Source organism: Reinekea thalattae, assembly GCF_008041945.1.
Lineage (GTDB): Bacteria > Pseudomonadota > Gammaproteobacteria > Pseudomonadales > Natronospirillaceae > Reinekea > Reinekea thalattae.
The window spans coordinates 1,360,891-1,374,241 of the sequence record NZ_VKAD01000001.1 but is presented as its reverse complement, the minus strand read 5'-3'; the positions used below and the strand labels follow the sequence as shown (position 1 = coordinate 1,374,241).

Below are 13,351 nucleotides of genomic sequence, written 5' to 3'. Positions count from 1 at the left end.
ATAAGGTCGCTATTTTTTTAGGCTGCAACGAGTAAGTTATCGTTCTTAGTTCTTACTTACTAGTTCTTAGTCGCGTTCTCTGCGGCAGCTTTGTTTTGCGCGTACAGCGCTTCAAAGTTAACCGGTGCTAACATCAATGCAGGGAAGCTGCCTTTAACCACTGCTGTGTCAATCGCTTCACGCGCGTATGGGAATAAGATGTTCGGGCAGTAAGCGCCAATCATTTGAGCGCGTGTTTCTTCAGGGAAGCCAGCAATAGAAAAAATACCCGCTTGCTGTACTTCGCATAAAAACGCCGTGTCATCTTCTAGCTTGGCAGATACGGTCAATGTCAAAACCACTTCGTAGATATCTTCATCTAGCTTTTGGCTTTGGGTGTTTAAATCCAGTTTGATTTGCGGTTTCCACTCTTTGCGAAAAATCGCTGGAGAGTTAGGGCACTCAAAAGATAAATCTTTAATGTATACGCGTTGAATACCGAATTGCGGCTGTTGTTGTTCAGTCATAATGGCTCCAGTTAAAACAAAATAAAGTTAAGGCAAGCAATCAAGCAATAAGGATTCGCTTGCGTGTTTAATAACGAGTGCTTAGTTCGTTAAAAGCGCATCGAGTTTCTTGCCTTGCTCTAAGGCGTACAGATCATCACAACCGCCTACATGAGTTTCGCCAATCCATATTTGCGGTACGCTGGTGCGGCCACAAAGTTCGGTCATTTCTTTACGCAGCGCTGGCTTACTGTCGACAACCAGCTCTTCATATTGCACGCCTTTGCTGTCGAGTAATTGTTTAGCGCGAATACAAAACGGGCACCAAGCAGAACTGTATATTTTAATATGCGGCTGGGTTGACATGATGTCTCCTTATTTGCCTTTTACGACAGGCAGATTGTTGGCTTTCCAGTCCATCATGCCGCCTTTTAGCTTGTGTAGCTTATTAAAGCCTTCTTTGGCAAGTACAGTACCAGACGCGCTGGCTGTGGTGCCGGTTTTACAAACCAAAATGAGGTGTTCGTCTTTGTAGGCGCTTAGCTCTGACATACGAGTTTGCATGTCTTTAGCAGGAATGTTGATTGCGTTAGGTAAGTGCCCAGATTGAAAATCATCGCGATTACGTAAGTCGATAATTTTCGCATCCTGTTTGTTAATCAATTGGGTTGCTTCTTGGTTAGAAATACTTGAGCCGCCGCGGCCGCTTTCTGTTTTTAGCAATAACAGTAAAAGAATGGCCCAGATAGAACTAAGTACCCAATGGTTTGCGATGAATTCTAGAATTTGTTCAAGCATGGGTGGTGTTTCTCTGTTGGTTCGATGAAAAATGAGGCCGAAGTATACACCACTGACGGCGATAGGGTAGCCATCGTCAAGCCTAATAAAGCAGATCCTGATATTGGTTAAATCCGGCTTGCTAGAGGCACATTCAGATCAAGTTTGTGCTTAATTGATAAAAGCGGCGGCCAATTATGGCTAAATTCAACTCGAAGTTTACCTGTGAATCAGTAAACTAGGCGCATCGATAAATCAACACTTACATAACGTAGAGGCATTTTTATGGCAAAGGGCAAGTCGGCGATCCTTATCATCTTGGACGGCTTTGGTTATACCGAGACGTCAGCGTCAAACGCGATTGAGCAAGCGGATAATCCAGTATGGAACCGTTTATGGGAAACCTACCCACGCACATTGATCAAAACATCGGGCATGGATGTTGGCCTTCCAGACGGCCAAATGGGTAACTCCGAAGTCGGTCACATGAATATCGGTGCGGGTCGAGTGGTTTATCAATCGCTAACTCGTGTTACTAAAGCCATTGCTGATGGTGACTTCTTTGAAAACGAAGCCTTAATTAAGTCGGTTGATGCCGCTGTTGCTAAAGGCAAGGCAGTGCACCTTTTAGGTCTGTTAAGCCCAGGTGGCGTACATGCGCACGTTGATCATATGCACGCAATGGTTGATTTAGCCGTTAAGCGTGGCGCGAAAAAAGTTTATGTTCACGCCTTCTTAGATGGTCGTGATACTCCACCTCGTAGCGCAAAAGCTTCGATTGAAGGTCTAGAAGCTAAAATGCAGGCGTTGGGTGTTGGCGGTATTGTCTCGTTGGTGGGTCGTTTTTATGCGATGGACCGCGATAACCGTTGGGAGCGAGTGCAGGTTGCTTACGATCTATTAACTCAAGGCAAAGCTGGCATTGTTGCTAAGACTCCGCTAGAAGCTCTAGAAGCAGCTTATGCTCAAGATAAAGACGACGAATTCTGCCCAGCTTCATCGATCCGTGCCGACGGTGGTGAGCCGGTTGTTATGGAAGATGGCGACTCGGTTGTGTTTATGAACTTCCGCCCTGACCGTGCGCGTGAAATTGTTCGTGGTTTAATCCAAAAAGATTTGGAATCTGACCTAGACCGCACCGTTATGCCTGAGTTCAGCGGCTTTGTTACCCTGACTGAGTACGCTTCAGATATCGATTGCGATGTTGCTTATCCGCCAGCAAGCTTAGCCAACACCATTGGTGAAGTTGTACAAAGCGCTGGTGGCAAACAATTACGTATTGCAGAAACAGAAAAGTATGCGCACGTGACGTTCTTTATGAATGGCGGGCGTGAAGAAGAGTTCACTGGCGAAACTCGTATTTTGGTGCCGTCACCTAAGGTTGCCACTTACGACTTACAGCCAGAAATGAACGCGCCAATCGTGACAGAAAAATTGGTTGAAGCGATTCAGTCTGAAGAATTCGATCTGATCATCTGTAACTACGCAAACTGCGATATGGTGGGTCACACCGGTAGCCTAGAAGCTGCAATTAAAGCAGTAGAAGCGATGGATGTTGCACTAGATGCTGTCACCAATGCAGCACTAGAAACCGGTGCAGAAATGTTAATCACGGCAGACCATGGTAACTGTGAAGTGATGGTTGACCCTGAAACGGGCGGTGCCATGACAGCGCATACAACCTTCCCAGTACCATTGGTTTATGTGTCTAAAAACATTGAAGGTGTCACCCTTCATGAAGGCGCGCTGTGCGATTTAGCTCCAACGTTGTTGGACATGATCGGCATTGATGCCCCTGCAGAAATGACTGGCAAAAGCCTGTTTAAATAAGCCGCTGCAAACGATAGCGCTGCATTAGCAGCGCAATAAAAAAAGCCCGCTTCAATTAACAGCGGGCTTTTTTGTGTCTGTCGAAAATAAATAGCTGCTTACGGTTGTGCCACTAACGGCGGGAAGCATTCTAAAATTTCAACGCCATCAGTCGAATCGATAAGCAGTGACTCAACACCCGCAGGGCAGAAGAAGCGATCAAAAGTTTTTAATAGGGTGGTTTCTTCGCCGATGGTGATGGCGCATTGGCCTTTGGTGACAATGCCGATGTAAAAATCGTCTTCCGACTTTTCGACTTGGCCAACAAGGGTTGAGCGTTTAACGCGAAATTTATCGGTCGCGCGCTGATCAATCAGTGAGTCCTGAAAACTTGCAGCGTTAAATTCGCGCAAGCGTTTTGCTGGCTGCTGAAACTTCTCAATCGCTTGCGCAACGGTCAGTTGGCTAAAATCAAATACCTGCATGCAAAAGTCTAAATCGCGATTCATAAAGCGCGCACTCTCGGGCATGGTGTAGCCAGATTTGGTGAATTCAAACCGCACTGCCCAATCCGAAGGTTCCATGATTTCGAGCATCAAAATCCCTTCACCAATGGCGTGTGGCGCACCGCCGGGAATAAACAAACAGTCGCCCGGCTTTACCGGCACTTTCTCGAAGCAGCGCTCAATGGCTTCGATGTCTTGCTGTTCAATCATGGCTTTGAAATCTTTTTTGGCCGGTGGATGTTGAAAGCCAACATAGACATAAGGATTCTCGATGCCTTCACGAACCTGCAAAATATAATAACCTTCGGCTTTACCGTGATTGCTGTTGAGGTGTTTGCGAGCAAACTCTGCTGTTGGGTGAGCTTGAAAATGTAAGCGCACGGAAGAGTCTAAAAATTTAACCAGCAGCATTGGGTTAGCGCCGAATTGTTCGACGTGTTGCTCACCCAAAAAGTAAGCTGGGTCGGTGCGTAATAGTTCGTCGAAGGCGACAATGTCGGCACCGATGACGGCGCTGGAAATACCCTCAGAAATATGTTCTCGGTCTGGGTTAATGGCACGTGTGGTCGAGCCAATCCAGTCTTCTGGAAAGTGACTATCCTGAGGGTCGGTTTTGTTTTCTAAGCAATCCAGCACCTTGCCGCCGGTGTATGTGCGCCAGACACGATTCGGTAAAAAGCGAATGAGTTTGCTTTTATGGATCATGGCTACTGGCCTCCTGTTGTTGTTTTAGTTGCCTGTAACGTTTCTTGGATCGTCTGTTCTGCACCAAGCTTATGTAGGCGATCCAGTTGTTCGCTAAGTTGTGTCACAAAGCCTAAGTTCTGTCTTAGATCTTGGCCAAAAATCGGTTCAATGGCTAACAGGCTTTCTGCTAATTGCCGAGCATTGCTGGCGCCTTTGCGATGTTGGCGAATGGTTGCCAGCATCGGGTCACGCACCTCTATCCTGTTGCCCTGTTCATCTTGCTCGCAGACATACATCATCCAGCCTGCGATCGTCAGTGTCAGCCATGGTGCTCGGTTGCCCAATGCAAGGTGGTAGCGCAACGACTCGCACACTCGTTGTGGCAATTTTTGGCTACCGTCTGTTGCGATCTGATAGGTTTCGTGGGCAATGGCGGTATTGGCAAAGCGCTCAATCAGAGATTCTGCGTAGGCGTTGAGGTCGACGCTGTCTGGTAGCGAAAGGCTCGGTGCCTGTTCATCGGTCATTAAAGCTGTCACGGCGTTACGGTAAGTGGCATTTTGAATAGCCTGATATATCAGTGAATAGCCTCCTAAATAGCCTAGGTAAGCTAAAAAGGAATGGCTGCCATTTAGCATACGTAATTTCATTTCTTCGAACGGCGTCACATCATCGACAAAGTGCGCACCGGCGAGATCCCAATCTGGACGGCCGTTGACAAAGTTATCTTCGATCACCCATTGGCGGAAAGGCTCGCAGACGACACCGCAAGGGTCATCGACACCTAATGCTTGGCTTAGCTCTTCATTCGATTGCGCAGTCATCGCCGGCACGATGCGGTCAACCATCGTGCAGGGGAAGCTGACTTCACGTTCAATCCATTCGGCTAGCGAGCTATCTATAAGGGTGGCGTAATCAATAATGGCCTGTTTGGCGATACTGCTGTTGTTCGGCATGTTGTCACAAGACATAACAGTGAAGGCCGTTAAGCCGTTGGCTCGACGGTTTTTTAGTGCCGCGACAATGTAACCAATGGCCGACTGCGGTGCCTCAGGCTGTTTTAAGTCGGCGCTAATCAGTGGGTTTTCTGAGTCTAAATGGCCGTTGCTGAGATCGACGCAGTAGCCCTTTTCTGTGATGGTTAACGACACGATTTTGATATCAGGGTCGGCCAGCTTATTGATCACAGCTGCAATGCCATCAAGCTTTGGGTGTAACGATTCTGTTATGGCGCCACAGACTTTAACTTGCTGCTGTGATGGCCCTTTTTCCAATACGCTAAACAGATGATTTTGTTGTCGCAACTGCTCAATGAGCTGGCTGCTGAATAGGTTGATTTCACAAATGCCCCAGTCGCTTTGAGTTTTATCGAGCATTTCGCTGGTATAGAGCGCTTGGTGCGCACGATGAAAGGCACCAAAGCCAAGGTGGGCTATTCGGCTTTTGAGTCGACTGCGATCATAGTTTGGCTGTTGTACCGCTGCTGCCAGTGACTGATTGGCAAGGCTGGCTGAGGTATCAGGCAGAGAAGAGCTCACAGAATATTCCTTTTAGGTCTGGGCGATTTGAGCAGTTAGGCCGTGCGGCCATGGGTTGTTTTTTATTCTAGTTTTTGCTGCTCGGGTTGTTCTTTTTGTTGCTGAGCATAGTGCGACCTTTTCTAGGTCTTGTCAAATTGGTCAACCAAAGGAAGGGCTTTATTTATTCGCTGAAAAGCTGATTGATGTCATTATTGCTCGATAATAAGCGATTTTTACTGATGTTCGAGGAAAATGCAGCCGGTCGGCACAACTTATTTTGGTTGACCAAAATTAAAATAAGTATACACTCTACGCCATCTTATCCAGCCCATTCCGTATAAAAGGTGGTTTCCGTGCCCGAGTTTGAAGCTAAACGTCCTTACCAAAAGGTCGGTTTAGAATTACGCAACCGATTGATGAAACAGGAATATCGCGTCGGCGAAAAACTGCCTGCAGAGCGTGATATTGCTCAGATGTTGGATGTCAGCCGAACTTTGGTGCGTGAAGCTTTAATCATGCTGGAACTGGAAGGGCTAATTGAGGTGCGTAAGGGTTCTGGTGTTTATGTTATTAACGCGCCGCAAAGCGCTTTGATGGAAGATCAGTTCACTGGCGGCGACGATATTGGCCCGTTTGAAATGCTGCAAGCTCGGCAGCTATTGGAAAGCAACATCGCTGAATTTGCGGCGATGCAAGCGACACCTAATGACATCATCCAGATGCGACAAGCGGTTGACCGGCAAATTGCCGAGTTGGCTCAGGGTGAAGGCAGCCAAGACGGCGATAAAGAGTTTCACCTAAGTGTTGCCCGAGCGACTCAAAATTCGGTGTTGGTTGAAATGCTGCTTGAGTCTTGGCAGCGGCGCGACCAAAGCCCGATGTGGAAGCAGCTGCACGCGCGCGTTCACAACACCAACTATCAGCACAAATGGTTAAAAGACCATTCCGAAATTCTCATGGCATTGCAACGTAAAGACCCTGCTGCAAGTAAGCGGGCTATGTGGCAACACCTTGAGAACGTAAAGCAAAAACTGTTCGAACTTTCTGATGTCGACGATCCTCATTTCGATGGTTACCTGTTTAATTCAAGCCCAGTGGTGATTGAACAAAAACAGTAAGTTGGATGACGGCGCTCGATCATAAAAATAAAAATACGAGGCTAAAAAATGGAACAGACTTGGCGCTGGTACGGTCCAGCAGACAACGTCACGCTTAACGATATTCGCCAAGCCGGAGCAACCGGCGTGGTGACAGCATTGCATCATATTGCCAATGGCGAAATCTGGAGCAAAGAAGAAATCAATCAGCGCAAAGCGGCTATTGAAGCGAAAGGTTTAGTTTGGTCGGTTGTCGAAAGTGTGCCGGTGCACGAGGAAATAAAAACCCGAACGGGTAATTTCCAGCAGTGGATCGATAACTACAAGCAGTCGCTGATTAACCTTGCCGAATGCGGTATCGATACTGTCTGTTATAACTTTATGCCGGTATTGGATTGGACTCGTACCGACTTGGCCTACGAACTGGCCGACGGTTCAAAAGCTTTGCGCTTTGACCAAATTGCCTTTGCAGCCTTTGATCTGTTTATTTTAAAGCGAACCGCTGCCAAGCAAGACTACAGCGATGAAGAACAAGAGCAGGCAGCGCGTTATTTTCAGCAGGCCAGTCAGGCCGATCTTGATCAGCTTACTTCGAATATTATTGCCGGCTTACCGGGTGCCGAAGAAGGCTACAGCCTAGTTGAATTTCAACAGCAGTTAGATCGCTACCAAGCGATCGATGCTGATGCATTGAGACAAAATTTGGCGCTGTTTTTACAAGAGATAGTTCCGGTCTGTGAGCGATATGGCGTGCGTTTGGCGATTCATCCTGATGATCCGCCGCGGCCGATTTTGGGCTTGCCTCGTGTGGTCTCAACCATCGATGACATCGCTTGGTTGATGCAAGCCGTGCCCAGTAACGTCAATGGTTTAACGTTTTGTACTGGCTCTTATGGTGTGCGCGCCGATAATGACCTGCCTGAAATGATTCGCCAATATGGCGAGCGAATATACTTTATTCATTTGCGTTCCACCCAGCGAGAGGCCAATCCAAAAAGTTTCCACGAGGCGAGTCATTTGGCTGGCGATGTCGATATGTATTCGGTGGTCTATGCCTTGTTAGAAGAAGAGCAACGTCGCAGGCTGGCTGGTGATAAGCGCGCCATACCGATGCGCCCAGATCATGGCCATCAAATCTTAGATGACCTCAATAAGAAGACGAACCCCGGTTATTCTGCGATTGGTCGGTTAAAGGGCTTGGCAGAGCTGCGCGGTTTAGAGCTGGCGCTGCTACGCGCCAAGTTCAGCGCTTAGTGCTCGTACGGCGTTCGCTGATTGCTTCGTCACTTTGCAAAGGCCTTACGGATAGAGCTTCGCTGGCTAGCGACAACCTTTAGAGCAGCTGGTAGTATGCCTTGCAACTGAGACTTACGATGCTGCCCTGTGCCTGATTTAGTTTTTCGATTCTTAACGGTTGTTTTATCGCTGCTGCTACTGTGCCCATTGGTGCTGGCAGATGAGCTCGATGACAACAAAAAGCGCCTGCAACAGATCACGCAAGAGCTGGAGTCGCTGCAACAGCGACTCGCAAACCAAAATCAGGGCGTTTCTAAGCAGCGGCAGGCGTTAACGCGTGTCGAAAAAAACATGGCGCAATTAGAAAACGGTTTACGCCAGTTGCGTGCTGAAATCAGCCAAGCCAATCAGCAGTTGAATGAATTGCAGCAACAGCAAAGTGAACTAGAACAGCAGCAAGCCAGTAAAAAGTCTGAGATCGACGCCATCCTGCGTTTAGCCTACAAGCAAAACAACTTGCCATTAATTAAGTTGATTTTGTCTGGCGAGCGGCCAGAAGAGCTGGCGCGACAACTGTATTATTTTTCGGCACTGACAAAAAATCAGCGTGACCAATTACAGCAATGGTTAGATCGCCAAACTCAGTTGGCAGCAACCATTGAGCAGCAGTTGCAGCTCAATAATCAATTAAAAGACAACCTCAGTAGCCAGCTAGAACAGACCAAAGTCCTCGCAGAACAACGTAAAGAGCGTGAACAACTGCTACAGCAATTGGTCGAACAGTCGAAAGATACTCAAGCAGAGATCGCCCATAAAGAAGCTGAGCAGCAACGGATGGCCGATCTGGTGAATCAGTTGCAGTCTAAATTAAATGAATTGAACCTCGATTTCCCAGAATTAGAAGCAATTGGTAAAGTTAAAGGGAAATTGGTTTGGCCAGTGGCGGGGCGTCTAGTAAATCAGTATGGTCGCGCTATTGATGGCACTACTTTAAAGTGGCAAGGCTGGCTCATTGAGGCTGATTTTGGCGACGGTGTACGAGCGGTACATGGTGGTCGAGTCATTTTTGCTGACTTTTTTAAATCCAGTGGCCTGCTGATTATTATTGATCACGGCGATGGTGTATGGTCGTTATACGGTCGTAACAACAGCTTACTCAAAGATGTCGGCAGTTGGGTCGAAACTGGGGAGTTGATCGCAGAAGTTGGCCAATCCGGCGGCTACAATCGTAGCGGACTATACTTTGAACTTCGTATAAACGGAGAACCGGTAAATCCATCAGCCTGGTTGGGTAAAAGGTAGGCCACAGTGAAAGAAATAAATGACACAGATGATTTTAAAGGAATTGTTATGAGATTAATTCGTAACCCCTTACTGGCGGCGACGACAGCGTTGGTCATTGGTATTGCCGTGGGTCTAACCACAGCGGTGGAAGCCAATAACGAAACGCGCTTACCCATTGATGAAGTTCGCCTGATGTCGCAAGTTCTTGAGCGCATCAAGCAAAGCTATGTCGAGGAAGTGACCGATGAAGAACTGATCGAAGCGGCTATTGAAGGCATGCTTACCGGTTTAGATCCTCACTCTGACTATCTGACACCAGAAGATTTTGCCGATTTACGTGAAAGTACCTCGGGTGAGTTTGGTGGCTTAGGTATCGAAATCACCTTGGACGAAACTGGCTTTATCCGCATTGTTTCTCCGATTGACGATACCCCAGCCTACAAAGCAGGTATTCAGCCTGGCGATCTCATTACTCAAATCGACGACACGCCGGTAAAAGGTATGACCATTAGCGATGCCGTTGCACTGATGCGCGGAAAGCCGGGTACCGATATTGAGCTGACGATTGTACGCCAAGGTGAAAATGCACCGCTGAAAGTCGAGATTACTCGCGACATCATTAAGATCACCAGCATTCGTCATCGTATGTTAGAGCCAGATTTCGGTTACATCCGTATTTCTTCTTTCCAAGAACGTACTGGTAACGATTTTGAAAAAGCCATTAAAGCGCTCAACGATGAGACTGAGAATGGCCTCAAAGGCTTGGTGTTAGATTTACGTAACAACCCAGGCGGCGTGTTGCAGGCTTCGGTCGCTGTAGTTGATGCGCTTATCAGCGAAGGTTTGATCGTTTATACCGAAGGTCGAATTCCAAATTCTGACAGCCGCTTTGTGGCTCGCAGTAGCGACCCAAGCAATGGTGTGAACCTTGTGGTGTTAATTAATGGTGGTTCTGCCTCGGCGTCAGAAATTGTTGCCGGTGCTATCCAAGATCACAAACGTGGCCTTATTTTAGGAACACGCTCCTTTGGTAAAGGCTCAGTGCAAACTATCTTACCGTTGAGCCAAGACCACGCATTAAAATTGACTACCGCGCGTTACTTTACGCCAAGCGGCCGCTCAATTCAGGCGCAAGGTATTGTGCCAGATATCGTGGTTCGTCAAGGTAGCCTGACGCAAAATGAAGTGGATCCTTTTTACAAAGAATCTGACTTAAGCGGCGCTTTGGATAACCCGAATGGCGACGACAAAGCCGATACCAGCGCAGAAGATAACGCAAAAACCGAGGCTGAATTAGCCGAAGATGATTACCAGCTTTATCAAGCATTGACGGTGCTAAAAGGAATTTCCATTTTAGATGCAAGCCGTTAAATACCGCTGTTATGGCTTACTGCTAGCGCTGCTGTGTTGCAGCGCTAGCTTTGTTTACGCCAGCGGTAGCATTGTGCTGGTGGTTGACGATATCGGCAATCAGCGCGCTGTTGGCCGCGCCGCTATAGATATTCCTTGGGTTTCTACCGTGGCGATTATGCCCGGTCGACCCTACACACAGGAACTCGCCGAGTACGCCTTCGAAAAAAATAAAGAAGTCATCATCCATGCGCCGATGTCCAATATGGGCGATTTTCCGCTGGGTGCGTTGGGTTTAGATCGCCGCGATGGCAAAGCTCAGCTATTGGCTAATTTAAAACAATCTATCGAAACCGTACCGCATGCTGTGGGTTTATCGAATCATATGGGCAGTCGCCTAACTCAAGATCGAGAAGCCATGCAGTGGGTGATGGCGGAATTAAAAAAATCCGGCTTTTATTATTTTGATAGCCTAACTATTTCCGGTTCGGTCGCTTGGCAAGTAGCGAAAGAGTCGGATATTCCGTGGTACCGACGACAAATCTTTTTAGACCATTATCAAACCGAAGAATTTATTGCCGCCCAATGGCAAAAGGCAGTTTTGCGCGCACAGCGTGGCGAAGTAGTTACCGTTATTTGTCATCCTTATAAAGAAACCTTAGCGTTTTTCCAAACCCTATCACCAACCGCTGAAGAGCTGACTATGTCGCAGCCATTGTCAGCGGTACTTAATTATCCCGCAGAAAAAGCAACTCCGTTGCCACCAGTAAATCAACGAAACTTTCCTGAAGAGGCGTAAATGCAGCAGGATGTTAAACCGCACTCATTGATTGACAGCCACTGTCATTTGGATGCTGTTGAAGCCCTGACTACGAATTTAGACCAAGCCCACAGTCTTGGCATTTGCCAACATATTGTGCCCGCAATAACACCGGCGCAATGGCCTAAAGTGATGGCGTTGCAATCGCCCAGTATTCACATCGCGCTCGGTACGCACCCTTGGTATGTTGAAAACCCTGAGCAAGAGCAAGCTGAGTTGTTGCGTTTCTTAAAAGAAAGTTCCAGCATGTTAACAGAAAGTTCAAGCACGGCTCAGCGGCCGGTTGCTATCGGTGAAATTGGTTTGGATTTTTACCCTGCCAAGCAGCCGAGGCCGTCAAAGGAAATACAGTTAGAAAGTTTTAGTCAGCAGTTGGCGATAGCGGAGTCTCATCAATTGCCGGTGATTGTGCATGCGGTTAAAGCACATAATGAAGTCATCGAAACGCTAAAAAAATTCCCCGAAATACGAGGAGTGATTCATGCCTTTAATGGCAGTATTGAAATTGCTCAGCAGTATTTAGCCTTGGGTTTTTGTTTCGGCGCCGGGCCGTTGTTATTGAAATCGCAAAAACTAACCCGAGTGTTTGCGCAGTTGCCGTTGGCGAATATTTTATTAGAAACCGACGCGCCCTATATGAAGGCTGCCACTTATTCGAGCGAGGCGCTGAGTAACCCGCTGTTGATATTGACTGATGTTGCCGAGCATTTGGCGCGAGCGAAAGATATTTCCACTGAACAATTAGCTGAGCAGTGTCGGCAAAATACCCAGCAACTGTTTCGGTGTTAAGGCTTTGCCTTGGCAGCAAAGCAGAAAAACTGCACGACTACAGTTTTGTATCTTCAGCAAGCGCAGTGCCGCAATGACGGCAATAGCTAGCATCCACTTCATGGCCTGTTTTGCCACAACCTAAGCAACCACGTGCGTCGCGTTTATGGCGCATTGCTTGAGTGAGTTCTGCAGTATAAATACCAGTAGGCACGGCGATAATGGCGTAACCGGTAATCATGGTTGCCGAGGCGATCATTTGGCCAAAAGCCGTGGCGGGCGTAATGTCGCCATAGCCTACGGTGGTCAACGTAACAATGGCCCAGTAAATTCCGGTGGGCACCGAAGTAAAGCCGTTTTCTGGCCCTTCGATCATGTACATAATCGAACCAAACACCACCACAATGGTGAACACCACGTACAAAAATACTAAGATTTTTCGTCGGCTGGAGCGCATTGCCCACGCTAATTGCTCGGCTTCGCGCATGTAGCTGAATAGTTTTAAAATACGAAAAACACGCAGTATTCGTAAAATACGAATGACTAAGAAGGTGTTCGCGCCAGGCAAAACGATCGACAAGTAAGAAGGCAAAATAGACAACAGATCAACAATGCCATAAAAACTGAAGGCGTATTTCAACGGATGCTTAACGCATAACAAACGCAGCACGTATTCGATGGTAAAGGCGAGCGTGAAACTCCACTCAATAAAAAATAACCAGCGCTTATAGTTGGGCGAAATATTGCTGACGCTTTCTAGCATCACCGCCAAAACACTGATTAGGATGGCGATAATTAAAAATACATCGAAGGCTTTACCGGCTTTAGACTCAGCGCCAAAAATAATATCGTTCAGCCTAAGCTTCCACTGAGGAAAGCTTTCTTCCGGTGCATCGGTGGTTAATATATGAAACTTATTGGTACGGACTGGCTTCATGCTATGACTTATCTTTATTCGGTTTTAAACAGCAGTTTACATCAATAACACAGCAGCACACTAATGCCGCTGTTG

Annotated in this window: 13 protein-coding genes; 7 read left to right on the top strand and 6 right to left on the bottom strand. The window is 47.4% G+C overall.

Annotated elements, in window-relative coordinates; all coding sequences use genetic code 11:
- Positions 1–59: 59 nt before the first annotated feature.
- The 3 genes from secB to FME95_RS06290 form a co-directional block, all read right to left on the bottom strand.
- A complete protein-coding gene (gene secB / locus FME95_RS06300) occupies positions 60–506 on the bottom strand; it encodes a protein-export chaperone SecB (protein ID WP_147713541.1) in 447 nt (148 codons plus the stop codon).
- An 81-nt stretch (positions 507–587) separates the two neighbouring features.
- A complete protein-coding gene (gene grxC, locus FME95_RS06295) occupies positions 588–851 on the bottom strand; it encodes a glutaredoxin 3 (RefSeq protein WP_147713540.1) in 264 nt (87 codons plus the stop codon).
- A 9-nt stretch (positions 852–860) separates the two neighbouring features.
- A complete protein-coding gene (locus tag FME95_RS06290; RefSeq protein WP_147713539.1) occupies positions 861–1,283 on the bottom strand; it encodes a rhodanese-like domain-containing protein in 423 nt (140 codons plus the stop codon).
- Between the two features lie 264 nt (positions 1,284–1,547).
- Here FME95_RS06290 and gpmI point away from each other — a divergent pair, with 264 nt between their 5' ends.
- The gene (gene gpmI / locus FME95_RS06285) at positions 1,548–3,092 is read left to right on the top strand and encodes a 2,3-bisphosphoglycerate-independent phosphoglycerate mutase (RefSeq protein ID WP_147713538.1); all 1,545 of its coding nucleotides are present in this window, start codon (positions 1,548–1,550) and stop codon (positions 3,090–3,092) included.
- Between the two features lie 98 nt (positions 3,093–3,190).
- Here the strand turns inward: gpmI and FME95_RS06280 are convergent, their stop codons facing one another.
- Both FME95_RS06280 and FME95_RS06275 read right to left on the bottom strand, forming a co-directional pair.
- A complete protein-coding gene (locus FME95_RS06280) occupies positions 3,191–4,282 on the bottom strand; it encodes a class I mannose-6-phosphate isomerase (protein WP_147713537.1) in 1,092 nt (363 codons plus the stop codon).
- Between the two features lie 2 nt (positions 4,283–4,284).
- Complete coding sequence (locus tag FME95_RS06275; protein WP_222709913.1) at positions 4,285–5,802, bottom strand: mannitol dehydrogenase family protein; 1,518 nt, start codon at positions 5,800–5,802, stop codon at positions 4,285–4,287.
- Positions 5,803–6,137: 335 nt separating this feature from the next.
- Here FME95_RS06275 and FME95_RS06270 point away from each other — a divergent pair, with 335 nt between their 5' ends.
- The 6 genes from FME95_RS06270 (at position 6,138) to FME95_RS06245 (ending at position 12,360) form a co-directional block, all read left to right on the top strand.
- A complete protein-coding gene (locus FME95_RS06270) occupies positions 6,138–6,902 on the top strand; it encodes an FCD domain-containing protein (RefSeq protein ID WP_246109332.1) in 765 nt (254 codons plus the stop codon).
- Positions 6,903–6,950: 48 nt separating this feature from the next.
- Positions 6,951–8,135 carry a mannonate dehydratase gene (uxuA, locus tag FME95_RS06265; protein ID WP_147713536.1) on the top strand — a complete coding sequence of 395 codons (1,185 nt, stop codon included), beginning with the start codon at positions 6,951–6,953 and terminating at the stop codon, positions 8,133–8,135.
- A gap of 129 nt (positions 8,136–8,264) precedes the next feature.
- A complete protein-coding gene (locus FME95_RS06260) occupies positions 8,265–9,419 on the top strand; it encodes a murein hydrolase activator EnvC family protein (protein WP_147713535.1) in 1,155 nt (384 codons plus the stop codon).
- Between the two features lie 48 nt (positions 9,420–9,467).
- Positions 9,468–10,772: a S41 family peptidase gene (locus FME95_RS06255; protein WP_147713534.1), complete on the top strand. Its 1,305-nt coding sequence runs from the start codon at positions 9,468–9,470 to the stop codon at positions 10,770–10,772.
- Positions 10,759–11,550 carry a divergent polysaccharide deacetylase family protein gene (locus FME95_RS06250; protein ID WP_147713533.1) on the top strand — a complete coding sequence of 264 codons (792 nt, stop codon included), beginning with the start codon at positions 10,759–10,761 and terminating at the stop codon, positions 11,548–11,550. Before FME95_RS06255 ends, FME95_RS06250 begins: the two co-directional genes overlap by 14 nt.
- Positions 11,551–12,360 carry a TatD family hydrolase gene (locus tag FME95_RS06245; RefSeq protein ID WP_147713532.1) on the top strand — a complete coding sequence of 270 codons (810 nt, stop codon included), beginning with the start codon at positions 11,551–11,553 and terminating at the stop codon, positions 12,358–12,360. It begins immediately after the preceding gene.
- Between the two features lie 37 nt (positions 12,361–12,397).
- Here FME95_RS06245 and FME95_RS06240 read toward each other — a convergent pair whose 3' ends face one another.
- On the bottom strand, positions 12,398–13,276 hold the full coding sequence (locus tag FME95_RS06240; protein ID WP_147713531.1) for an ion transporter: 879 nt from the start codon (positions 13,274–13,276) through the stop codon (positions 12,398–12,400).
- Between the last annotated feature and the right edge of the window lie 75 nt (positions 13,277–13,351).